Origin of the sequence: Herpetosiphon sp. (assembly GCF_003512625.1) — a bacterium.
GTDB lineage: Bacteria > Chloroflexota > Chloroflexia > Chloroflexales > Herpetosiphonaceae > Herpetosiphon > Herpetosiphon aurantiacus.
The window spans coordinates 2,869-27,501 of record NZ_DOPT01000029.1 but is presented as its reverse complement, the minus strand read 5'-3'; the positions used below and the strand labels follow the sequence as shown (position 1 = coordinate 27,501).

The 24,633-nt window shown below is 50.3% G+C and carries 19 protein-coding genes; 14 read left to right on the top strand and 5 right to left on the bottom strand.

The annotated features are described in order from the left end of the window. Positions 1 to 3: 3 nt before the first annotated feature. Entirely contained in the window at positions 4 to 858 is an 855-nt protein-coding gene (locus DEF47_RS06710) for a hypothetical protein (RefSeq protein WP_012187587.1), read from the top strand. 54 nt (positions 859 to 912) lie between these two features. Here the strand turns inward: DEF47_RS06710 and DEF47_RS06705 are convergent, their stop codons facing one another. Together DEF47_RS06705 and DEF47_RS06700 are read right to left on the bottom strand one after the other, a co-directional pair. After that, the gene (locus DEF47_RS06705) at positions 913 to 3,381 is read right to left on the bottom strand and encodes an ATP-dependent Clp protease ATP-binding subunit (RefSeq protein WP_012187588.1); all 2,469 of its coding nucleotides are present in this window, start codon (positions 3,379 to 3,381) and stop codon (positions 913 to 915) included. A 79-nt stretch (positions 3,382 to 3,460) separates the two neighbouring features. Next, positions 3,461 to 4,465, bottom strand: coding sequence for a DnaJ C-terminal domain-containing protein (locus tag DEF47_RS06700; RefSeq protein WP_012187589.1), 1,005 nt, complete (start codon positions 4,463 to 4,465; stop codon positions 3,461 to 3,463). Between the two features lie 305 nt (positions 4,466 to 4,770). Here DEF47_RS06700 and DEF47_RS06695 point away from each other — a divergent pair, with 305 nt between their 5' ends. Both DEF47_RS06695 and DEF47_RS06690 read left to right on the top strand, forming a co-directional pair. Next, entirely contained in the window at positions 4,771 to 5,232 is a 462-nt protein-coding gene (locus tag DEF47_RS06695) for an ABA4-like family protein (RefSeq protein ID WP_012187590.1), read from the top strand. Between the two features lie 10 nt (positions 5,233 to 5,242). Next, on the top strand, positions 5,243 to 6,247 hold the full coding sequence (locus DEF47_RS06690) for a hypothetical protein (protein WP_012187591.1): 1,005 nt from the start codon (positions 5,243 to 5,245) through the stop codon (positions 6,245 to 6,247). A gap of 405 nt (positions 6,248 to 6,652) precedes the next feature. Here DEF47_RS06690 and DEF47_RS06685 read toward each other — a convergent pair whose 3' ends face one another. After that, a complete protein-coding gene (locus DEF47_RS06685; protein WP_012187592.1) occupies positions 6,653 to 8,110 on the bottom strand; it encodes a catalase in 1,458 nt (485 codons plus the stop codon). A gap of 180 nt (positions 8,111 to 8,290) precedes the next feature. On the opposite strand from DEF47_RS06685, the gene DEF47_RS06680 reads away from it, so the two are divergent. The 9 genes from DEF47_RS06680 (at position 8,291) to DEF47_RS06640 (ending at position 18,054) form a co-directional block, all read left to right on the top strand. Next, complete coding sequence (locus tag DEF47_RS06680; RefSeq protein WP_012187593.1) at positions 8,291 to 9,199, top strand: LysR family transcriptional regulator; 909 nt, start codon at positions 8,291 to 8,293, stop codon at positions 9,197 to 9,199. 193 nt (positions 9,200 to 9,392) lie between these two features. Continuing rightward, a complete protein-coding gene (locus DEF47_RS06675) occupies positions 9,393 to 10,058 on the top strand; it encodes an SIMPL domain-containing protein (protein WP_012187594.1) in 666 nt (221 codons plus the stop codon). A 101-nt stretch (positions 10,059 to 10,159) separates the two neighbouring features. Then, a complete protein-coding gene (locus tag DEF47_RS06670; RefSeq protein WP_012187595.1) occupies positions 10,160 to 10,576 on the top strand; it encodes a CBS domain-containing protein in 417 nt (138 codons plus the stop codon). Between the two features lie 259 nt (positions 10,577 to 10,835). Then, positions 10,836 to 11,399, top strand: coding sequence for a Uma2 family endonuclease (locus DEF47_RS06665; protein ID WP_041303764.1), 564 nt, complete (start codon positions 10,836 to 10,838; stop codon positions 11,397 to 11,399). Positions 11,400 to 12,105: 706 nt separating this feature from the next. Continuing rightward, positions 12,106 to 13,941: a 2-oxoacid:acceptor oxidoreductase subunit alpha gene (locus DEF47_RS06660; RefSeq protein ID WP_012187597.1), complete on the top strand. Its 1,836-nt coding sequence runs from the start codon at positions 12,106 to 12,108 to the stop codon at positions 13,939 to 13,941. Positions 13,942 to 13,944: 3 nt separating this feature from the next. Continuing rightward, positions 13,945 to 14,991, top strand: a complete 1,047-nt coding sequence (locus tag DEF47_RS06655; protein ID WP_012187598.1) for a 2-oxoacid:ferredoxin oxidoreductase subunit beta — start codon at positions 13,945 to 13,947, stop codon at positions 14,989 to 14,991. A gap of 474 nt (positions 14,992 to 15,465) precedes the next feature. Continuing rightward, complete coding sequence (locus DEF47_RS06650) at positions 15,466 to 15,990, top strand: VTT domain-containing protein (RefSeq protein WP_287045036.1); 525 nt, start codon at positions 15,466 to 15,468, stop codon at positions 15,988 to 15,990. 33 nt (positions 15,991 to 16,023) lie between these two features. Continuing rightward, positions 16,024 to 17,439 carry a hypothetical protein gene (locus DEF47_RS06645; protein ID WP_012187600.1) on the top strand — a complete coding sequence of 472 codons (1,416 nt, stop codon included), beginning with the start codon at positions 16,024 to 16,026 and terminating at the stop codon, positions 17,437 to 17,439. 21 nt (positions 17,440 to 17,460) lie between these two features. Then, entirely contained in the window at positions 17,461 to 18,054 is a 594-nt protein-coding gene (locus tag DEF47_RS06640) for a histidine phosphatase family protein (RefSeq protein WP_012187601.1), read from the top strand. On the opposite strand, the gene DEF47_RS06635 is transcribed toward DEF47_RS06640, so the two are convergent. After that, on the bottom strand, positions 18,040 to 19,140 hold the full coding sequence (locus DEF47_RS06635) for a glycosyltransferase family 4 protein (RefSeq protein ID WP_012187602.1): 1,101 nt from the start codon (positions 19,138 to 19,140) through the stop codon (positions 18,040 to 18,042). The two genes, DEF47_RS06640 and DEF47_RS06635, sit on opposite strands and share 15 nt — an antisense overlap. After that, positions 19,137 to 19,985, bottom strand: coding sequence for a glycosyltransferase family 2 protein (locus tag DEF47_RS06630; RefSeq protein WP_012187603.1), 849 nt, complete (start codon positions 19,983 to 19,985; stop codon positions 19,137 to 19,139). The genes DEF47_RS06635 and DEF47_RS06630 overlap by 4 nt, the downstream gene beginning before the upstream one ends. A gap of 150 nt (positions 19,986 to 20,135) precedes the next feature. On the opposite strand from DEF47_RS06630, the gene DEF47_RS06625 reads away from it, so the two are divergent. Both DEF47_RS06625 and DEF47_RS06620 read left to right on the top strand, forming a co-directional pair. Next, positions 20,136 to 24,218, top strand: coding sequence for a tetratricopeptide repeat protein (locus tag DEF47_RS06625; RefSeq protein WP_012187604.1), 4,083 nt, complete (start codon positions 20,136 to 20,138; stop codon positions 24,216 to 24,218). Positions 24,219 to 24,244: 26 nt separating this feature from the next. Next, on the top strand, positions 24,245 to 24,633 hold a 389-nt coding region (locus DEF47_RS06620; RefSeq protein WP_287045035.1), incomplete at its 3' end, for a hypothetical protein.

Sequence of the window (24,633 nt, the reverse complement as noted above, 5' to 3'; positions counted from 1 at the left end):
GCTATGAGCCACATTTTGCCCGCTTGGCACCGCGAATTGCGGCGCAACCAGACGCTTAATCAATGGGGCTTTCGTTGGCATTCACAACGCCGATTAAGCCGCACGCCAGCCCGTGCCGATGGCTTGATCAGCTTGGGTTCTTGCCCTTCAGTCACCACCCGCCATACCCGAGCCAGTATTTTGCTTGATCCGAGCCAACCACAGCAGCTTTGGCTGGATTTTTGTGGCGAGCCAGACGCACCACGCTTAAGCTGTGAACCAAGTTTCGACGCGCTCAGTCTGGTCTATCAACGCTATTTTCAGCGCTTCAATGGGCGGCCTCAATCCCGCGGAATCAATCTGTTGCGTCAGGTGGTGCAATTGCGCTCCCAGCCAGCCCCGTTTGATCTGGCAACATTTTTGGGCGATGGCTATCATCAATTTCATCTGTTTTTGGGCTTGATCGATGATCAAACGATTATCGAGTTGGAAAATTCAATGGTGTTTAACCCATGGCTGAGCTTGCAGGCCTTGGCCTTGGATTCAGGCAGTGGTTGCGGCTATTCGCAATACCGCACCGCCTTCTCTGGCTCGATTTTGACCATGGAATTTAATCGTCAATTCGTAACCAAAGATGCAGCCTGTATTGCGCGAATCGCTTATCACCCAGTACCTGTGGCCGAGCAAGCTAGCGTGCAACGCTGGCAAATGCAAAACCCCGCCAATGTTGTAGCAACCCTGCCGCAAGCTGTGCCATTTGATGTGTTGGGGTTGTATCATCATCTCGATTGGCAATGGTGGCAAACTGCCGAACATGCGCAATCGATGGCTGCTGAAGGCGATAAGCATGCGGCGATTGTGGTGCGTTTGTTGACTTAAACCATTCAGCGGTCGGGAAGCAACTTCCCGACCGCTGTTTCGATACAAGTTTGGTTAGGCTGAAAGTGGCTCAACTGGCTTGCTACTGGTAATTTGCAAGCGTTCGCCTTTGTTGAAAATAATCACACCATTTTCAACATCGACTTCGACCACATCGCCAGCGCTGAATTCGCCTTTAAGCAAGGCGCGTGAGAGCGGCGTTTCGACCAAGCGTTGCAAGGTGCGGCGCAATGGACGTGCCCCATACACTGGGTTGTAGCCTTCTTGCACCAACAATTCCTTGGCAGCGCGGGTCAGATGCAAGGTAATTTGCAACTCGCCCAAACGGCCTGCAACTTCAGAGGCCAAGATATCGATAATTCCAGTCAATTCGGCCATTTCCAATGGCTTGAACAGAATAATTTCATCGATGCGGTTTAAGAACTCAGGTCGGAAGGTGCGTTTCATGGCATCGTCAACCCGCTTGCGCACTTCACCCATATCAATTTTGTTCTCGCGGCGGAAGCCAATCGAGCCAGCCCGAATCTCATCAGTGCCCACATTCGAGGTCATAATGATCACGGTGTTGCGGAAATCGACGGTGCGGCCTTGAGCATCGGTCAAGCGGCCATCATCAAGCACTTGCAACAACGAATTGAAGACATCGCCATGGGCTTTTTCAATTTCATCGAACAAAATTACTTGATATGGGCGGCGACGAATTGATTCGGTTAATTGACCGCCTTCGTCGTAGCCAACATAGCCTGGAGGTGCGCCAACCAAGCGCGAAACCGTGTGACGTTCTTGGTATTCCGACATATCGACGCGGGTCATGGCATCTTCGTCGTCGAACAAGAAGGCTGCCAAGGCTTTAGCCAATTCGGTTTTACCAACCCCAGTTGGCCCCACAAAAATGAATGAGCCAATTGGTCGGCGTGGGTCTTTGAGGCCAGATCGAGCACGGCGAATCGCATCGGCAACGGCGGTTACGGCTTCGTGTTGACCAACAACGCGAGCATGCAAACGTTCTTCCATCTCGACCAACTTGAGTTTTTCGGTTTCGAGCATACGCTGCACCGGAATCCCCGTCCAGTTGGCAACGATCGTGGCCACATCTTCTTCATCGACCACATCATCGAGCTGATTGGTTTCAAGCCATTGCTGGCGCTCAAGCTGAAATTCGCTCTCCAAGGCCAAGGCTTCGGCTTTGAGAATCGCCGCGCGTTCGTAATCGCGTTGATTGCCAGCATCTTCCTCGCCACGATGCAAATCACGAATTGCTTGTTGCTTTTCGCGCAACTCCTTGGGCATCGAATAAATATCAATTCGCAGTTTGGCCGAAGCTTCGTCGATCAAGTCGATGGCTTTATCGGGCAAGAAACGATCGTTGATATAGCGATGCGAGAGGTTGGCGGCGGCTTTCAAAGCAGCATCACTAATCGTCAAATTGTGATGTTCTTCGTAGCGACGGCGTAAACCACGCAGCATTTCGATCGTGGTTTCAACATCTGGCTCTTCAACATAGACTGGGGAGAAACGGCGTTCCAAGGCTGCATCTTTTTCGATGTGCTTGCGATATTCGTCGGTGGTAGTCGCGCCAACTGCCTGCATTTCACCGCGTGCCAAGGCTGGTTTGAGCATATTCGAGGCATCGATTGAGCCAGCCGCTGAGCCAGCCCCAACCACGGTGTGTAATTCATCGATAAAGACAATCACTTTGCCTTTGGCCGAGCGCACCTCATCCATCACTGCTTTGAGTCGTTCTTCAAACTCGCCACGGAATTTAGAGCCGGCGACCATGCCTGCCAAATCGAGCGCCAGCACCCGCCGATTGCGCAACAACTCGGGCACATCGCCATTGGCAATGCGTTGGGCTAAGCCTTCAGCAATGGCAGTTTTACCAACGCCAGTTTCGCCTACCAACACCGGGTTATTTTTGCTGCGTCGGCTCAAAATCCGAATCACGCGGGTAATTTCGCTATCGCGGCCAACTACTGGGTCAAGCAAGCCTTGAGAGGCCAGGGCGGTTAGATCGGTGCTATATTTTTCCAGCACTTCATAACGGCTCTCGGCAGTTGGATCATCGGCGCGTTGCGAGCCACGAATCTCCATCAAAATTGAAAGCAAGCGCTCGGTGTCGATGCCAAAACTGGCCAGAATACGAGCGGAAGCACCTTCGCGTTCGCCAGCAATTGCAATCAACAAATGCTCAGTTGAGACATATTGATCGCCCATGCGCTCAGCTTCTTGCTCGGCGCGTTTGACCAATCGTTGCGTGCGCGGCGTTACATAGACGCTTTGCTGCGGATAGCCATAGTTATAAACTTTGGGTGATTTATCAAGCTCGCGTTCGACGCGGGCAATTACTGATTCAACATTGACACTGAGGCGACCCAAAACCCGCCCGGCAATCCCATCCGATTGGCGCAACAACGCCAAGAAGATATGCTCAACATCGAGCTGCGAGTGATGCTGTTCGTGCATCAACTCTTGGGCATGTTGAAACGCTTCTTGCGCTTTTTCGGTAAATCGTTCTAACTTCATATAAAAACCCTTTGTCAAAATCAAAAGTCAAAAGGCAGAAGTCAAAACCCTTTTGCCTTTTGATTTTTGCCTTCTGACATTATTCGCTGTCCCGTAGAGCCATTACCAATTCGCGCTGTTTGGGAGTCAGGCTGGTTGGTAGCACTGCCTGAACTTTGACCAACAAATCGCCGCGAGTGTTCTGATCGCGCAGGCTGGGCACGCCCTGGCCGCGCAAACGAAACACTTTAGCATTTTGGGTCTGTTCAGGCACCGTTAAGGTTAATTGCTTGCCATCAGGCAATGGAACTTTTATTTTGCCGCCAAGGATGAGGGTATGCCAATCGACTGCGAGATCGGTATGTAAATCGTTGCCTTTGCGCTCGAAGCGACTATCGGGCACGAGATTGACCACCAACATCAAATCGCCACGTTTGCCTTGGTCGATGCCAGGGCTGCCTTCGCCAGCAACGCGAATGCGTGAGCCTTGATCGACTCCGGCAGGAATGCGCACATTGATCGTGCGAGTGCTTGTGCCGCTCACACCAGTACCGCCACAGGTTGGGCAAATACTACCACGGCTGGCCCCACTGCCACCACAATTGCTACACATTTCGGGTGCTTGCAATTGCAGCGTGCGTTGGGTACCACTGAGCACTTCAGCTAAAGTAACATCAATGGCTTGCTCAACATTTTGGCCGCGTTGTGGTCGGCGATTGCCATAGACCCCGCTGGTTTGGCGGCGGCTGGCATTGCCAAACAACATTTCGAAAAAATCGGAGAACTCACCGTTGGCGAAATCGCCGCCAAAGTTGCTACCAAAACCACCTGGTTGCGAGGCGTATTGACTCCAATTAAACCCCGAACCTGTACTTTGGGCGCGTCCCCAATCGGCACCGAAGCGATCGTACTTCTCTCGCTTGTCTTTGTCCGACACTACCTCATAGGCTTCGTTGATTTCTTTAAATTTACGTTCAGCTTCAGAATCGCCGGGATTGAGGTCTGGGTGATATTGACGCGCCAATTTCCGATAGGCTTTTTTGATTTCAGCTTCGGTTGCAGTTTTTGTTACTCCAAGAATTGTGTAGTAATCCTTGTAATCCATTACAACCCCTTCTAGTGCGAACTTCTGAACGTGATTTGATCATACGTCGCTCACCATGGCATGTCAAGATAATGCAACGTTAACGGCTAATTTCTAACATGCTGTTAGCAGTTAGGTTCAAAAGCGCCCGCCTATCACCCACTCCAATAGTACCAAGCGGAGCAATGATTCGTCTAGCGTTTTCAGCCTAGGATCGCTCTAGTTCTTTCGGTATAACGCACCTAGCCCCAAATAGCCATCACAAGCCCTATTTCACGCTCTAGAATAACAGCAGTTTGATTGAACCTTGCAATGCGGGAGGCATTATGGTGGCTCAATTATTTTCGCTTAGCAGTTTGTTTGTCATGCCATTTTGGTTTCTGATGGTGGTGTTGCCGTTTTGGAAATGGACTCAGCGGATTATCCAATCGCCATGGATTATTCTTGGCCCAGCGCTGATTTATGCGATTGTCTTGTTGCCAATTTTTGCCACCGTTTGGGCTGACGTGAGCAACCCAACTTTGCCTGGCGTGATTGAATTGATTGGTAATGAGAGCGGTGCCACACTCAGTTGGGTGCACTTTTTGGCCTTTGATCTCTTTGTGGCTCGCTGGATCTATTTAGATAGCCGTGAACGCAACATTTTTGCCCTAATCATCAGTCCTATCCTTGTCAGCGTACTTATGGTCGGACCCGTCGGATTTTTGATCTATATGGTCGTGCGCACGATCCACGGTCTTGTTCGTTCACCCAACCTTACAACCATTGCTCAACCTGTAACTAAATAAAGGAACAGCCATGACAACGACTGCTCAATTCCCAGAGGCTCGGCGTACTACGTCGGGAGCCGGAGCTATTTTGCGCCAATTTTGGGCCACCAGCAAAGGCATGACGATCTTTTTCCTGCTTAGTTGCTTTTTCTTGGTGCTCGCAATCGCCGGGGTGACTGTTGACCCGCGTGAGGTGCTTGGCCAACCAGTTTGGATGAAAAGCCTAAAATTTGCGGTTTCGTTTGTGGTCTATGCGCCAACCGTTTTGTGGATGTTTAGCTATGTTAAGTTGCGGCCTCGTTTGATGCGTTTTGTGATGGATGCCTGTGCTGCTGCGCTTTCAATCGAAATTGTGTTATTTATTACCCAAGCTGTGCGCGGCCAACCAATGCACTTCAACGTCGCAACTCCCATTGATGAAACCTTATGGAGCATCATGGGCACGACGATCACAGTCTTCTATCTGATTAATATTGTTGGATTTGTGGTTTTCCTGCGCCAAAAGCCAATTGCTGATCGCGTTTTTATGCTCAGTTTGAAGTTGGGAATGGGCTTGATGCTGCTTGGCTTTGGGCTTGGCTTTTTGATGACCAACCCCAGCCCTGCCCAAATGGAAGTGTTGCAAGCTGGCGGTTCGGTTCCCGCAATTGGTGCGCATACCGTCGGCGCTGCTGATGGCGGTCGTGGCATCGCGATTTTGGGCTGGAGCAGCGAGCATGGCGATTTACGGATCGCCCACTTTGTTGGCATTCACGGGGCACAAGTGCTGGCTTTGATTGGCTGGTTGCTCTATAACGCCAAACAACGTTTCAACGATAAGCAACGTTTGGCCTTGACCTGGGGCGCAGCGGTCGCCTATCTCGGCCTCGTCGCCAGCGTGACGGTGCAAGCATTGCGTGGTCAAGCCCTGTTGCAACCTGATGCAACCACTTGGATCTCGTGGATTGGTTTGGTAGTTGGCAGTGTGTTGTTTACGAGTGTCGTTGTAAATCAGGGGTCAGTGGCGAGGGTTCAGGGTTCAGGTAGTTTTTAACGCAGAGGACGAAGGGCTATGGGCTATATATAATGGTTCATTGGGTTGGTAATGATGACTATCCCTCACCCCCTAGCCCCCTCTCCCGCCCGCGAGGCGAGGGGGAATCGCGCTGACAAGCCTCCCCTCGCTCGCCGCAGTGGGAGAGGGGTCGGGGGTGAGGGGACATTGACGGTTGTTATCCTCGTAAACCATTAAAGCTATCGGAACGTTTTTGGGAAATTGCGATGATTTCAAGAGCCCAAAGCCTATAGCCTATAGCGTCATCTTCGTAGATCAATAAAAAGGCTCTTGGCTTGGTAGATATTGGCATCTACTTCAGCCAAGAGCCTAAGCTTTAATCCACTGCATTACAAAGGCGCTAGATTTTCATCCCTCATAATTCAGCCTTCATCCTTAATAAAACTAGGCTTCGAGGCTGCTGATATCGAGGCCCAGGGCGGCGGCAACTCCGCGACCATAAGCAGGATCTGCTTTCAAGAAGTGGCCGATTTGGCGCAATTGGATAAATTCAGGCACGCCTTGCATCGCCGCTGCAATGTTGTTGAATAACTGTTGTTGTTGATCAGCATTCATCAAGCGGAACAAATTGCCTGGTTGGGTGTAATCGTCGTTGCCATCGCGATGATTGTAGCGATCGGCATCGCCGCTGATTTTGAGGGCTGGTTCAGCGTAGCGTTCGTTTTGCACCGGGCCGCCAAAGCTGTTTGGCTCGTAGTTAACCGAGCCACCACCATTACCATCGAAACGCATTTGGCCATCGCGATGATAGGTGTTGACTGGTGAATGCGGTTTGTTGACTGGTAGTGCAGCATAATTTACGCCAATGCGATAGCGGTGGGCATCAGCATACGACATAATCCGCGCTTGCAACATCTTATCAGGCGAGAAGCCAATGCCTGGCACAATGTTTGATGGTTCAAATGCAGCTTGCTCGATTTCAGCAAAATAGTTTTCGGGGTTACGATTCAACTCCATCGTGCCAACTTCGATCAACGGATAATCGCCGTGTGGCCATACTTTGGTCAAATCGAATGGGTTGAGGTGGTAGGTTTCAGCATCAGCTTCGGGCATCACTTGGACGCAAAGCTTCCAGCTTGGATATTCGCCGCGTTCGATTGCATCGAACAAATCGCGTTGTGAGCTTTCGCGATCAACCCCAACCACTTCGGCGGCTTCGGCATTCGTCCAGTTCTTGATGCCTTGTTGGCAGCGGAAGTGGAACTTGATCCAGAAGCGTTCGCCTTGAGCGTTGATAAAGCTATAGGTGTGGCTGCCAAAGCCATGCACAAACCGATAGCTAATTGGCAAACCGCGATCGCTGAACAAGATCGTTACTTGGTGTAAGCTTTCGGGTGAGAGCGACCAGAAATCCCACATGGCTTGGGGCGAGCGCATGTTGGTTTTGGGGTCACGCTTTTGGGTATGAATAAAATCGCTGAATTTGTAGGGATCGCGCACAAAAAAGACTGGCGTATTATTCCCGACCAAATCCCAGTTGCCTTCATCGGTATAGAATTTGACGGCAAAACCGCGCACATCGCGTTCGGCATCGGCAGCGCCGTGCTCGCCAGCAACGGTTGAGAAGCGCAATAACATTGGAGTTTGCTTGCCAACTGCTCCAAAGATAGAAGCCTTGGTATAGGCCGTTACATCATTGGTAACGGTAAACGTCCCAAATGCCCCTGAGCCTTTGGCATGGACGACCCGTTCTGGCACCCGTTCGCGATTGAAGGTCGCCATTTTTTCCAACAGTTGATAATCTTGCATCAACAGTGGGCCACGGGGGCCAGCCGTCAACGAGTTTTGATTGTCGGCAATTGGCGCACCATGGGCGGTCGTCAGTTGTTCTTGCTCATCCATCGAACAAATCTCCTAAGGTAAACTGAGAAAACGGGAGGATGCTCAGCGTTCTGTTGGCACAAGCTGAGCAGAGTAATCGTTACAGGCGTTGGTGTGCAGACCATGCCTACAACTATACTGTATGCTATTATATCCATAGTTGCAACATCTTATTAACTATACAATCTATAGGCAACAACTATGGAAATTCATCAATTGCTCTATTTTGTGGCGGTCGCTGAAACTGGTGGTTTTAGTCGGGCTGCCCAACGTTGCGCCGTTAGCCAACCTTCGCTCAGCCAACAAATTATTAAATTGGAGCATGAACTCGGTCAAGCGCTGTTTGAACGTTTGGGTCGCACGATTCGCTTAACCACCGCGGGCCAAGCACTTTTGCCGCAAGCGCAGCAATTGCTCACCCAATGGCGTTCGATCAAACAACATGTTAGTGATAGTGTCGAGCAGCACGCTTGTCGTTTGGCAATTGGAATTATTCCGACGTTGGCTCCACGCTTTTTTCCGAACGTCAGCCAAGCCTTTCAACACCATTTTCCCCGAACAACATTAAGCATAGTTGAACATACGACGAGCCAATTATTAATTCAACTAATCGAATATAGCCTCGATTTGCTAATTGCCAGCGGGCCGATTGAGCATCCGTTGATCCAGATTGAGCCTTTATTTGATGAAGTGTTGCTGGTAGCATTACCACACGATCATCAATATGCTCAGCGTTCGGTTTTGCAATTAAATGATTTATATCACATGCCGCTGCTGGCGTTACACGATGACCATTGTTTGAGCCAACAAGTTGATGCCTTTTGCTACGAACAATATTTGGAGCCGCAAGTGGTTGGGCGAGTCACCAATTTAACCACGATTCAACGCTGTGTAGCCGCAGGCTTGGGCATGGCGTTTGTACCACAATCACTCACCCAAGCCGAGCCGCATCCCAATGTGGTCTATCGGCGTTTGCTCGATGCCCAGCCACAACGCAAGATCATCGCCGCATGGCATCATCAACGCCCACCAAGCAGCAGTGTGCTCGATTTATTGCGCACAAACCTTGGAGCAAGTCAAAAGGCAGAAGTCAAAAGGCAAAAGAGTTAAAGGGTGAGAGGGGTCAGGGGCTAGGGGTCAGGAGTAAGCATAGAACAGAGTGAATGCTGTGGCGGGTTGGAAATAGCAAAAGAATAATTCGTGCAATCCGTGCAATCTGTGGCTAAATATACCCTTCGCGTGCTTCGCGGTTTCAACCCTTCGTGTCCTTCGTGTCCTTCGTGGATCAATCAAGGAGCCGTTTATGGAACCAAACCTCTTAAATGTGAGCAGCAGTTATCGCCAGCTGATTGACGCTAATCGAGCGGAAATAACCGTGCGGATCAAAGGCTCGTCGGTGATTAGCAACAATACCGCCTTGGAAAAAGCCAAGGAAGTGCGCCAGTTGGTCGAAGCCTTGACCAGCTATGGCTTGGACAAGACGGCCATCCAACTCCAAAGCGTGGTGGCTGAGGTGAATAATGGCGTGTTGCTGCGCAGTTCGAGTGCCACCTATAGCCTCTTAATTCGCTGCACCGATTTAGAGCAACTGCCCGATGTGCTTGGCATTATCACCAGCCAAAAACAAGCCAATCTCGAACATGTTACGTGGGGCTTTCCCGATGATCCAGCAATCTTGAATGGATGGCTACAAGCTGCCTTAGAATTAGCCAAAGCCAAGGCCAAAGCAATGGCGCAAACTCTTGGCGTGCGGATTATCGGCGTGCATCGGGTTGATGATCAATATGGCAGTGAACACCATCCGTATGCCCAAGATGGCGAGTTTCGTAAATCGGCTAGCTTCATGCGCAGTGGCGGTAGCGGAATTAGCAAAGACGATTTGGGCCTTGCCATGATCCATCGCAAACAGATCGAAGTCAATGTCCAGGTTGCTTTTATCATCAGCCCAGATGAGAATTTTACGATCTAGCGAAAATTCGCTAAAAAAGTACTTGATAATGCAATGCGTCATGCTATAATAGCCAACAATCGAACCTCGGCCAAACCTCAGAAATGCAAAGGAGCATGGCAATGACTGCTCAGTTAACCGTTGGCGATACCATGAACGCAGAAGTAATCTCCTGTCGAACCGAAACCAGCCTCCGCGAGGCAATCACGCTCCTACAAGGCAACCGCATTCAAGCCTTGGTGGTGGTTGATGGCCCTGGTTCTTTAGCGGGCGTTTTTTCGCAAACCGATGCCCTTGGTGCTTGGAGTCGTGGCCTCGATTATGAGCGCTCGATGGACAGCCCAGTTGGCGAGTTTATGACCCGCGATGTTATTACCTGTATGCCCCATGTTGATCTGAGCCGTGCCGCGAATCTGCTGACCAGCAACCGAATTCATCGCTTGGTCGTGGTTGAGGAGCGCAACGATGGCCGCGTTTGGCCGATCGGCGTGCTCTCACAAACCGATATTGTGCGCAAATTGGGTGAAGAAGGCCACTAAACTAGGTCAAAAGTCAAAAGTCAAAAGTCAGAACATTAGACGAGAGGCATGCAGGAGAGATTAGGAACCACATTTTTAACCGCAAAGAGCACGAAGGATCGCTAAGATCAGTTCCTTCGTGCTCTTCGCGTCCTTCGCGGTTTAAACCTTCGTGTAACTTCGTGTTCTTCGTGGATCAAGCCTTCCGCTCCCCAGCAACCAACCCTCAAAGCCATGTGCTATGATGCAAGGGCGATTGAATTTAGTGGATGGCGAGTGTATGAGTGCCGAATCAATTAGCCCAATGACAATTGAGGAATATTTGGCTGGTGAGCGAACCAGCCCTGCTAAACATGAATTTCTGAATGGGCAGGTTTATGCCTTGGCTGGCGCGAGTCGCAACCATAATTTGATTGTGGCCAATTTGATTGCCGAATTGCATAGCCAGTTAAAGCAGCGTTCTTGCACAGTTTTCCCCAGCGATCTCCGCATCAAAATTTCGGCTACAGGCTTGTATACCTATCCTGATGTCTCGGTTGTGCATGGCGAAACCTGGTTTGACGATAGCCATCAAGATACCTTGCTTAACCCCACGCTGATTATTGAAGTGCTTTCGCCCTCAACCGAGCACTACGATCGTGGGGGGAAATTTCAGCATTATCGTCAAATTCCCTCGCTGCGTGAATACCTGTTAGTTGCCCAAGATCCCTACCATATTGAGCACTACAGTCGTCAGGCAGCCAATCAATGGCTCTTAAGCGAAATCGATGATCCACAAGTAGTGCTGGAGTTACGCTCAATTCAGTGTAGACTGACGGTTCAAGAAGTTTATGCCAAAATATAGTGTAAAGTCAGAAGGCAAAAGTCAAAAATCAAAAGAGTCAAGGATATTTCAGGGGTCAGGTTTGTAAAGCAGAGGCACAGAGAAACTATGGCTATTGGCTGAGGGCTATGGTCTATCGGAACAATTGGTAGTATTTCAAACCAAGCTCCAATAGCCAAAAGCCTAGAGCCGCACTTCTGGTTCTTCGTGGTTTCAACAAGATTCAATTTTTTGCTTTTTGACTTCTGACTTTTGCCTTTATTTGCTACTTGACAAACTATCCAACCTTGAGTACACTACGCCCATCAATAAAAACTGATTTATCCGATAAAACAGTTTTTATTATGACGCAGTTCTGAAGCACTGGACATGCATTCATCGGCAAAGCGTCAGCATTGATACGAGGGCGTAGCGGCAACTGCGCATCTCGGTGCTCCTCTCTCCCCTCTCCAGTTGGCACGCCAGCCGCTCATGGCACAGAGCGGCTGGTTCTTCTTTTAGCCCTAGAATAGCAAATCGCCCCTAAAACTGGTGAAAACTGCTGTTCTCATAGATTCTGTCTATGGATATAATAGATATAATACATCGCAGCTAAAGCAATCACGGCGTACAATTATGGTTTAGATAACCGCAAAAACCAGCGTTTTGTTGGTTGACGAACCATTGTGTTCGCAGTATCTTTAGAGGCTATAACCTGGCAAAGAAGCCAATTAAGGAGAATACGTTCATGGCAGTCGTAGATTATCAGACGGAGCAACAGCCCGCTGAAATCGCCCGTGAGGACGTGAATATTAACGACTTCGCGATTATTGTGGCTACTCCCAATGGTTCTGGGAGCCAAACCGCCAATAATACCATCCTCCGTGCATGTTTCAACATGGGTATTCCGGTCACAGGCAAGAACCTGTTTCCTTCAAACATCAAGGGTTTACCCACATGGTATTCAATTCGCTTGAGCAAGGATGGCTATCAAGCTCGTCGCCACAAACGCGATGTCTTGGTGGCAATGAATCCAGCTAGCTTTGGCGATGACCTTCAATCGCTTGAGCCAGGTGGGATTTGTCTGTATCCTGATGATTCACGCCAAGAGCTTTCACGTAGCGACGTGACCTACTTCCCCATGCCTGTCAAGGAATTGGTGAAGAATTCAGGGGTCGATGCGAGCTTGCGTGATTATATTGCCAACATGGTTTATGTTGGAGTTTTGGCGCACTTGGTCGGCATTGAAGTTGCCGAAATCGAAAGCGCCTTGAATAAACACTTCAAAGGCAAGCAAAAAGCCATTGCCTCGAACATGAATGTGGTGAATGCTGCGGTAGCCTGGGCTGCTGCTAATATCTCCACTCCATCGCCATTCCGCGTCGAGCGCATGGACAAAACCAAGGGCATGATTATGCTCGATGGTAATACATCTGGCGCACTTGGCTCGGTATTTGGCGGCGTTTCATTCGTCGCTTGGTATCCAATTACCCCTTCAACCAGCTTGGTCGATGCGCTCAACGACTACTTGCCAGAATTACGGATCGATAAAGAAACTGGTAAACCAACCTATGCCGTAGTCCAAGCCGAAGATGAGTTGGCAGCGATCGGGATGATTATCGGGGCTGGTTGGGCTGGCGCTCGCTCAATGACCGCTACCTCTGGCCCTGGGATTTCGTTGATGGCTGAGTTTACTGGCTTGGCTTATTTCACCGAAGTGCCATGTGTGGTTTGGGATGTGATGCGCATGGGCCCAAGTACGGGTATGCCAACCCGCACCGGCCAAGGCGATTTGCTCTCAGCCTATTTCTTGAGCCACGGCGATACCCAACATGTTTGTTTGTTGCCTGCAAGCGTCAAGGAATGTTTTGAGTTTGGCTGGCGCTCATTCGATTTGGCCGAACGCTTGCAAACGATTGTGTTTGTACTCAGCGACCTCGACTTGGGCATGAACCAATGGATGTCAGAGCCATTCGAGTATCCAACCGAGCCAATGGATCGTGGTAAGGTGCTTGATGCTGAAGCTTTGACCGCTGTGGGCGATTGGGGCCGCTATCGCGACGTTGATGGCGACGGAATTCCCTTCCGCACGTTGCCTGGCACCAACCACCCCAAAGCCGCCTTCTTCACCCGTGGTTCAGGCCACAACCAAGATGCCAAGTATACCGAACGCTCAGACGAGTGGGTCGCTAACATGGATCGCTTGGCCCGCAAGTTTGAAACCGCTCGAACGATCGTTCCAGCACCAATCATGGTCAACGAAGAAAACGCCACAATCGGGATTCTCTCGTATGGCTCGAACGACCCAGCAATTATCGAAGCCTTGGATCGTTTGCGCGAACTCAACATCAACGCCGCTTATCAACGGGTGCGGGCATTGCCATTCACCAAAGAAGTTGGCGAATTTGTGGCCAAGTACGAACGCATTTACGTGGTTGACAACAACTACAACGGCCAAATGGCACAACTGTTGCGGATGGAATACCCAGAATTAGCTGGCCGGATTATTGCTGTTGCAAGCTGCGATGGCTTGCCATTAACCGCCCGCTGGGTGACTGAATCAGTACAAAAAGGGGAAGCATAGGCCATGGCAACGACCAAAGCGACTCCCAAGCCAAAAATTAACCTGCTTGGGTTTGAACAAGGTGAATACAAAGGCGCACCTTCGACGCTGTGTCCCGGGTGTGGCCACGACTCAATCTCATCACGGATTGTTTCGGTTTGTTTCGAATTAGGTGTCCAGCCCTATCAAGTTGCTAAATTTAGCGGCATCGGCTGTTCATCAAAAACTCCGGCTTATTTCTTGGGCCGCTCGCACGGTTTCAATAGCGTTCACGGACGCATGCCTTCAGTTGCCACTGGCGCAATCGTCACCAACCGCAACTTGATCGGCTTGGCAGTGAGTGGCGACGGCGATACTGGCTCAATCGGCATGGGCCAATTCAAGCATTTGGTGCGCCGTAACGTACCAATGGTCTATATCGTCGAAAACAACGGCGTGTATGGCTTGACCAAAGGCCAATTCTCAGCAACCGCCGATATTGGCCAAAAGCTGAAATACGCAGGCTTGAATGAACTCCCCCCAATTGATCTCTGTGCAGAAGCGATTATTGGTGGCGCAACTTTTGTTGCTCGTTCGTTCGCTGGCGACCCACGCCAAGTTGAAGCCTTGTTGAAAGCTGCTTTGAGCCACCGTGGTTTGGCGATTCTCGATATCATCAGCCCATGTGTGACCTTCAACAACCATGAAGATTCAACCAAGAGCTACGCTTACGGCAAGGAACACGAAGAACGTCTGCACGACATGACCTTCATCCGCGCTCAAGAAGAAATCACGGTTGATTACGAAGAAGGCGAAGCAATTCCCGTCAAGATGCACGACGGCTCAACGATTGTGCTCAAAAAACTTGAGAACGAGTACGATCCCACTAACCGCGTTGCTGCTTTGGCTCGCTTGGATGCCGCTCGCGAAAACCAAGAGTTTATCACTGGCTTGATCTATGTGAATCAAAACAACAATCGTACTATCCACGATTTGTTGCACATGGACGAACAGCCCTTGAGCCAACTCTCAGCCGAACAACTGCGCCCAAGCAAAGAAGCCCTCGAATCAGTCTTGGCTGATTTGTACTAATTCTGGTTTTGGCCTACCACCCCAGTTCTGGCGTTTGCTCAGGGCTGGGGTGGTTTTGATTTAAGGATGAAATATGAGGGATGAGGGATGAAAGCCAAAACATAGAGCATAACGTTGTGATTGGAGATTTAAGTTTTTTGATCCACGAAGGACACGAAGATCACGAAGGAGCGCTTGGTTATAACCCATAACGTTCCGATAGCCTATCGCCCAAAGCCAGTAACTATAGGTTCCCTGCATTAAATCTGCCACCGATCCCCAATCTCTATTCTATGTTCTATGTTCTTTGCTCTATGTTCTCATGTTGGCGTACAATCAGCCACGCTGGTCTTGATCCTGCGATAGCTATGCTTTAAGTTTGGGCCAAACCAGTACATGCGCAGCGATTTTTCGCCCCTAAGAACTAGCAACTGATCAAAGGATAGTACTATGCGCAACAGTTGCAATGAATGCTAGAATTGAAAGAGCCAGTTGATGACAACGCCAGCTATGCCACAACCCAACCGCTTACGGGCAATCCTGACTATTGGGTGTATGATCGTGATCAGCCTTGGCTTGTTGCTGATCGATTTTCGCCATTTTGGTCAATATGGCTATGTTGGGGTGTTTGTGCTGGTGCTGTTGGGCAATGCAACGGTCGTGGTTCCTGCGCCAGCCTTTATGACCGCCCTCGCCGCTGGCCGCACCCTCAATCCCTGGTTGGTAGGCGTTATCAGTGGATTAGGGGCGGGCATTGGTGAACTAACTGGCTATATTGCTGGGCGGGCAGGTCGCAGCGCATTTGATCAACAACGCTTTACACGGATTCAGGGCTACGTTGAACGTTGGGGAGCATTTGCAATTTTTGGCTTAGCAGCCCTACCGAATCCACTGATGGATCTTGCAGGCATAGCCGCAGGGATTGCACGGATGCCATGGTACAAATTTTTGGTGGCATGTTGTGCTGGTAAAATTGTGCGCTTTACCATCCTTGCGCTGATCGGTCAATCTACAACGTGATGCCAGGTCATCTTTTTTGGAAGGGAGGAACATGTGCATCATTTGCCAACGTTTCGTACATTAGGATTGCTTGGTTTGTTGGGGTTATTGTTGGTTGCCATACAACCGAGCCAAGCCCAACAACCACTATCACCAAAAATTAGGCCCGAGCCTAGCCTGAGCAATCGGCAGCCATTGCTTAGTGCAGCCCCGCAAGGTGGCAGTGAATGGCTGGTTCCTTGTGCTGCCAACGCTGAAAATTGGCAAAGTAGTGTGCGTGAAGATACAGCTGCGCTCAATTGCGAAATTTATGTGCCCGAATCGGCCATGATTTTTGTGATGGCGACCGGCAGTTTTAGCATGCAAACCAATGCTGTAACCAATACCTACGAAGGCCGAATTGGCCTAACCCTGGATGGAGTTTTGCGCGAGAGTAGCAATCGTTGGGGCAATGTTTATGCTTTAGGTCAACTCAATACTGGCGAAACCAGCATTTTTGCCAGCACCACGGTCTTTACGGCCAGTGCCGGGGTGCACACAGTGAGTTTAGTTGGGGGCTTTGTTGGTTATGGCCCGCTGACCTTGAACAACGCTCAACTAAGTGTTTTGGCCTTCCCAACCAACTCGGCTAATATTCGGGTTTGCGCCACCGATACGGGCTTAGGGGTCTGGCGAGCAACGCCAACCATGAGCACCATTCGTTCGTGCAGCTTCAACTTGCCAAGTAATAGCACGGTATTTGTCAGCGCCGATGGTTCAGCTTTGCCAATTCCTGGCAACGAGGTAGCCTTGCAATTTCGCTTGGGCGTTGATGAGGCTACCACTGGCGATGTACGAACTGATCGCTATGTTGATGTTGATAGCTTAGAACCAAATAATGAGCAAATCGATGGCAATGATATTTCGACTTCGATTGCCGCTAGCTTCAACCTAACTGCTGGCAACCACACCATTAATTTCTTGGGAAATGGCAGTGGCAGCAATCAGGCCTATCTGTCGCGCTCAAGTTTGGCAGTGTTGGCCTTCCCGAGTGGTAGCCCATTCCGTACCTGCACCAGCATGAACGATACTAGTACCTTTTTCAGCAATAGCGAATTTAGCTCATGGGCCAATTGTCTGTTGACCGTCTCTGGTGCTCATCGCGGGATTATCGTGGGCAATGTGACAGTTGGTCAGCAAAATGGCGAGCCGCAAGTCCGCACCCGTCTGCGAGCCAATACCGAGGTTGTGCTGGGTAGCACGCGCACCAGCGATTTGACGATCTTCCGTATGGTTGGCGGTCAAGGCGATGACAAGACTATGACTTCGGTTGGCATGAGCGAATTGGCTGGCGGCCTGAATATCTTCAATTTTGATGGCTATCCATCCAACAGCAGCACCGTGCGCATGATCGATCCTAACATTCATGTACTAGCATTTCCCGACCCATTCAGGTATAAACAATACACGCCATTAGCGCTTGGCGAATAAGTGTTAGCCTGTGGGGGATTCATGCGGGTCTATTTGATACGGCATGGTCAATCGGAAGAAAATGCCGCTGATTTAAAACGCTTAATTGGACTAGAAGATTTTCGGCAGTTATTGGAGCATGCTCAGCATTCGCCATTAACTGCCTTGGGCCGTGAACAGGCGGCGACTGTTGCCGAGGAAATAGCCGCATTCAAGCCAACCCATTTGTATAGCAGCCCTTATATCCGTGCCTTCGATACGGCCCAAATTATCGCAGCACGGGTTGGGCTGCCAATTCAAACGATCAACGAATTGCATGAAATTAGTGCGATTGTGCCATTTTTGATGCGCCGCGAACGCCATCGAGCCTTGCGCACAATGTATATTCGCGGTTATCTCTCACAATTAATTCCTCATCGCCCATTGTGGGGCGAAACTTGGTGGGTCGCTCAACGCCGCGTGATCAAAGCTTGGAATACCATGCTTGAGCAATGGTCGCCTAGTACTCGCGCCGTGGTTGTGGCCCATCGCGCTTTTATTTGGATGACCCTACGCTATTTGCAACGCCATGGTGGCTGGCGAATCATTCGGCGCAGCACCGACAATACTGGAATTTCTGAATTAGAGAGTATTTAGCTGCTGCTCCAATCGTTCAGCAACCTGTTGCCAGCTAAATTTGGCCGCCTGAGCGCTGGTTTGAGCGGCCAAGCTTTCGCGCCATGTCGAATCATGACACATGCGCTCTAGGGCTTTAATCCATGTTGCTTGCTCATTGGGCAACAAACACCCTGCCGCCCCAACCGCCTCAGGCAACGACGAGCTGTTTTGGGCCAAAACTGGTGTGCCACAGGCAATCGCTTCAAGCGCTGGCAACCCAAAGCCTTCATATAACGAAGGAAATGCCAGCGCTAACGCTCCGCTATACAACGCAGCGAGTTCATCCTCAGGCACATCGGCAATGCGCCACACTCGCCCGTGAAGTTTGGGATGCTCTAGTAATTGCTCGCTCGTAGGGTTGCGCCACCGCCCGCCTAGCACCAAGCCAACCTCAGCAGTTTGGGCAGCTTGCCAAGCATCCAGCAAAAAGTCGATTTGCTTATGCGGTTTATCCGAGGCTACATAGACGATATAACGCTCTGGTAAGCCGTATTTTGCCCGTAGCGCTGCAATTGTAGTAGCAGGCTGGGGCTGAAATTGGGCTGAAATACCAACCCCTAAATAGGCCAAACGCTGTGGATTCACCCCATAAAACTGGGCAATATCGCTAGCTGCTGAATGCGAAATAGTGCCAATCGCCGCCGATTGCTGAATCGCCACATGATGCAAGGCCGCGATTTGCCAACGTTTGCGGCGGCTAAATGTCGCTGGCACGCGCCACGAAATTGTGTCGTAAATTAATGTCAGGCTGGGGCAGGGCTGGAACAATGGGCGAATATAGTAGGGGAAAATCGCCAGATCAGCCTGAATCTCACTCAGCAAGCTGCGCCATTCGCGATGCTGACCGACGCTAAACAAGCTATGGGAAACCCGCGAGACTTTTGGGTGTTGCAGTAACGGCCTGAGATCAAATTGGGTACGCGGTTGCTGCGGCAAGATGAGATGCAATTGTTCAGCGATTGGCGTTTGCAATAAAGCTAAACTTAATTCATAGCAAAAGCGCCCAATTCCCGGAAAGTGGTCGTCGAGCACACGTAAATCGAGGGCAATTGTGGCTTGTTTCATACCTGATACCAACCCCAAATATAGCCCAAGGCTCCAACATAACTGGTTAATGCCTTCAAGGGCTTGAAGCTGGGCCGCCACGATGGCGCAGCAAACGAGTAGGGCAGAAAAATATTAATCGGCAAAATTAGCGTGCGCAGCAGCCAATAGGCCAAGGCATGCAACGGCGTTTTGAGCACGCGCCCTCGCCCACGCGCCGAATCTCGCCGCACCTCTTGGGCATGACCAACTCCATACAACCAGTGTTTGCGCAACAGTGCCCACAAATTGGCCGGAGCCGGATGCCACGTCCACGTATTGGGGACTAAAATAAAGCGATAGCCCGCCCGCCGAATCCGCGTAAAAAACTCAGTATCAACCCCGCGAATCAATTCGTTGTTGAAACCAGCAACTTCATCGTACACTTCACGCCGCATCGCGCAACAGGTCGTGGTCAATTCGCAATAAAACGAAGGCGGATCAGGATTGCTTTCGAGTGGCGTTGGCACGATCGCATGTTCAATGCGCGGAACTTCGCGGGCAACCCAACGCTGAAAAGTCGAAGCATCGGGCGGCAAGAGTTTCGATGCTCCCGTTACGCCAATCGTTGGATCGGTGAGCAAAGGCTTGACCAGTTGTTCAATCGCATCGTCGTTGGCTAAAATCGCATCATCATCAATAAAAACGAGGTAAGGCGCAGTTGTGCGCACGGTGGCAGTATTACGGGCTTTGCCATTGGGCCGCACGCCGACCGCAACCTCAATTTGGCAGGGCTGCCAAGTTTGGCGGGCAATCGAGGCCCGCAAGGCCGTAATCTCGCCATTCAAGGCCGGAATAACCACAGCAATTTGGGGAATTTCTGTCACAACCAATCCATTCAGCTAAACCAGCAATGTTGCGGTTAATATACCATGGTGATAAGAAATACCTGCTAGAGTCCCGTTGTTTTGTTGCCAGAACCCTCTATAATGCATTTGACAGTGATTGATGCTTGATACTTTGCTAAGGTTTATACCATGTCGATTCAGCCCCCATCGTCAGAATTTGCCTCATTGTTGCGTCAAGTTCAACAGGCCGAGGTAATGCCCACCCAAACGCAGCTCGATGATGTGTATCGTCAGCTTGACCAACGGATTCAGCAATTGCAGCGCTACGTGCCCGACCCAATTGTGCAGCGCTTAAAACACGGCGAGTTGCCCATTCCCTATGGCGAACGTTGGTTAGGCTCGTTGCTCTTTGCCGATCTTTCGGGCTTTACTGCGCTTTCCGAGAGCCTAACCCGTTTGGGCAAAGAGGGAGCCGAGCAAGTAACCAGCATTATCAACCGCTTGTTTAATCAGTTGGTAGCTGATATCGAGGCTCATGGCGGTGCATTAATCAAATTTGGCGGCGATGCAGTCACCGCCTTTTTTGATCAAACCAAACTTGGCGAGCAGCATGCCTTGTATGCCGCCCACGCTGCCCAAGCTATGCAAACATCAATGGCAACCTTAGGCAAAATCCAGATTCGGGCTGGTCAATTTAATCTCACTTTGCGCATTGGCGTGCATAGCGGCGAGGCTTTTGCTGCTTTGCTGGGCGATCAACAGCATGCCGAGTTGATGCTGACTGGCATTGCGGTTAACTTGGTGGCGCGTGCTCAAGAGTTGGCGCGACCTGGCGAGGTGGTTTGTTCCAAAGAAACCATGCGGTTGCTAGGCTTGCCGACCGATCCCATGAATCCATTTACGGCCTTAACTACTGCGCTTGAACATCCGCCCTATCAATCAACCAGTCAAGCGCCAAGTATCCCGCAAACTATCACTTTAGCCGATGTTCAAGCCCTTGCCAGCATCTATGCAGGCATTCAGCGTTTGCTGCCCCAACGCATGAGCGAAGAACAACTGCTCAGCAACGCCGCCAGCAGAACTGGTGAAATTCGGCTGGTCACAATTGTTTTTGCCCATATTGCTCCCTTCAGCACGATTGTTGAATTGTGCAATGATGCTAGCGCAACTCAATTGCTCAACCACTACTACCAACGCATGCAGCAAATCGTCAATCACTATGGCGGGGTGGTCAATAAGCTCGATATGGCTGCCGATGGCGATAAATTGCTGGCGATCTTTGGCGCACCGATTGCCAACGAAAATGATACTGAGTTGGCAGTACGAACTGGCCTTGATATGCAATCGGCCATGAACGAAATTAATGCCTTGATTCAGCAGCACGACCCACGTTTGCCCTTGCTTGACCAACAAATTGGAATCAATCAAGGCCATGTGTTTGCGGGCATTGTCGGCAGCGAAACCCGTCGCGAATATACCGTGATGGGTGATCCAGTCAATACTGCTGTGCGTTTGATGAGCGTTTGTCGCTATGGCGAAGTGCTGGCCAGCCCCACGATCAAGCGGCTTACCAGTCATGCCTTTGCCTACGAAACCCTGCCAGCCTTACCACTCAAAGGCAAAAGCCAACCAATCGAGCCAGCGCGGGTCGATCGGGCCTACAATGTGCGCCGCGAAACCATGCGAGCCGATTTGGTTGGGCGGGTGCAAGAACTCGAACAATTAGCCACAATCAGCATTCAAGCGCTGCAAGGCCAAGGCCAAATTATCAATATCTTCGGTGAGGCCGGCATTGGCAAATCGCGCTTGCTCGAAGAGTTGCTCAGCCGTTTGTCGTTGGCTTCGTTCGACCCAAACTTGAACGTGCCCGAATTTATGCCAATTACGATTGAATGCCAGTTGTATGAGCAAACGACTCCATTTGCTTCAGCCAGCGAAGTCTTGCGCCAAGTATTGCGCTTGAGCAGCAGCCTGAATGGCGAACGCTTGGTGCAAGTCATCAGCCAACGAGTCAATCGGCTTGTGCCCGAGCTAGAGCGCTTTTTGCCCTTGCTCAGCGATATTTTGCATGTAAGTTTGGATGAAAACGAACTAACCCAAGCCCTAGCGCCCGAACAACGCCATGATCAAACGATTGAATTGGTAGTAGCCTTGATGTTAGCCACTGCCAACACCACGCCACTGGTGATTTTATGGGATGATGCCCACTGGATCGATGCCTCATCGCGCCAATTGCTTGAACGTTTGGCCAAGCATGCGGATCAGGCCGCGATCGCCTTACTGATTGGTTCGCGCACCAAGGGCTTAAGTGCCATGACGTGGCCTGAGCAAACAGTGCATCTTGAGTTAAGCGAATTGAGCATGCCCGAAAGCGAAGCCCTTGCCAGCGCGATTATTGGCCATGCACCGTTGCCAGCAGCCTTGCTCGAACGCTGGCGACGCAGCGACGAACGCTTTTTCAACCCACAGGGCAATCCATTTTTTATCGAAGAAATGATGCGTAGCTTGATTCAACAAGGTGTGATTGTTGAAACTGCGGCGGGCTGGGATTTACGTGGCGAACTCGATAGCTTGCCAACCACGATTGAAGGCGTGATCACCGCACGCTTGGATCGGCTGGATAATCGGATTCGCGAAACGGTGCAAGTTGCTTCAGTGGTTGGGCGACGCTTTGAACTGAATATTTTGCGGGGCATTACCAACGACGACGATTTAGTTAATCAAATGGATCGCTTGACCAATGCTGATGTGGTGTTGCCCGACCATATTGCTGCCGAACTAGCTTATTTATTCAAACATACATTAACTCGCGATGTGGCCTACGAAGGCATTTTGTATGCCCGCCGCCGTGAGTTACATCGACGCGTAGCTGCGCGGATTCAAGAAGTGCATCGCCAAAATCTAGTTGATGTTCTGCCGATTTTGGCTCGCCACTATGCCCGTGCAGAGGATTGGCACGAAGCAGTACGCTATTATCGCGAAGCTGGCATCGCCTCGCAAAAACGTTATTACAATGCCGAAGCCTGCGCCCATTATCGTGATGCCCTTGAGCTATTGCCAAATCTGAGCGCCTTTGATCGCTCGTTGGAGCAAGAACTAACTGAACGCTTGGGCTATGTAATGATGCAAGCTGGTGATTATGCTGAAGCCCTGCCAATTCTCGCTCAAGCCCAAATTCAATTACGCCAAAGCAGCGTTTATAGCAGTAGCCGCGAAGCACGGATTTTGCGCCATATCACCACAATTTACGAGCGGCGCGGCGAATACGAACCAGCCTTCGAGCATCTGCAACAAGCACTCAATTTGTTAGGCGAAAGTCAATCGGCGGAGCGAGTACGGGCCTTGTTGCTTGGCTCAGGGCTGCATCAACGCCAAGGTCGTTATCATGAAACAATTACCTGGGCCGAGCAAGCCTTAGCCATTGCCGAACAATTAAATGCCCAACCAGAACAAGCCCGTGCCTATTTGCTAATTGGCGGAACCCATCGCGTGCTTGGCTCGCGTGAGCAGGCCGTCGGCTATTTGGCCAAATCGATCGAGCTGTATCAGGCGGTCAACGACATTTCGCGTTTGGCCGATGCCTACAACAATGCCGCGATCAACTTTAGCGATCTTGAACAATGGGAGGAATCAATCGCCTTATATCAGGCTGCCTTGAACATCAAAAAGACCATCAACGATAGTTATGGTCAAGCGCTCGTTAGCCTCAACCTTGGTGAGTTATATCGCAAGACTCAGCAATTTGACCAAGCTTTAGAGACCTTCAACCAAAGTTTACAGCTTTGGAACAAGCTTAACTCCAAACTTGGAGCCGCCGTCACCCAGATGAATATGGGCAACACGCTGTTTGCTCAAGGCCAAAGCGCCACCGCTGAATCCATGCTCGATCGCAGCCGCGCTATTTTTGATGAAATCCATGTCGATTCATTTTTACCCGAGCTGTATCGGATTTATGCTGAACTTTTTTATAGCCGCCACAACTATGCCAAAGCTTTAGATTATTGTGATTTTGCCTTGGAACAGGCTCGCCAACATTCAGCCAAAGCCGATGAAGGCCTCGCCCAACTGACTCAAAGTAAGATTCTGCTGGCCTTAGACCATTATGATCCAGCTCTACATGCTGCGGAACAAGCACTCAAGTTGTTGCAAGAATGCGATAACCAAGCTGATGTTGAACGCTGTTTGGAGCAACTGATCGCTCTGACCCAGACTAACGATCCGCAACGCATGGCTGATTATCAGAATCAACTAGACCAGTTAACCAAGGCTTAGCAACAGATTTTCGCGATGGAGGGTTTATGCGTCGTTTCAGTAAAGTCCGCTTACTGGGAATATGTGTTTTGCTGCTAAGTTTGACGGCTTATCAGCGAACTCCCAATAGTTCGGCTCAAGTGCTTCGCAGCCTTGTGCCAGTGCCCGAAGTCGAATCAAACGATACATGGCAAAATGCCCATGATCTGACCAGCAGTTGTTTATGGCCGAGCATTACAATTTGTGATGTAACGGGCGAGCTTGATGATGGCGAGGATTTAGATTGGTACAAAATTACGGTGCGGCCTGCAACCACCTTGTCAATTAGCCTCACCGATACCTTTGGTGATTATCAAGTTGCTTTATTTTATGATTTAGCCAAGCCAATCACCCAAACTGGCCATGTGTCGCTGGGCAACCTGAACGCGATTGGCAA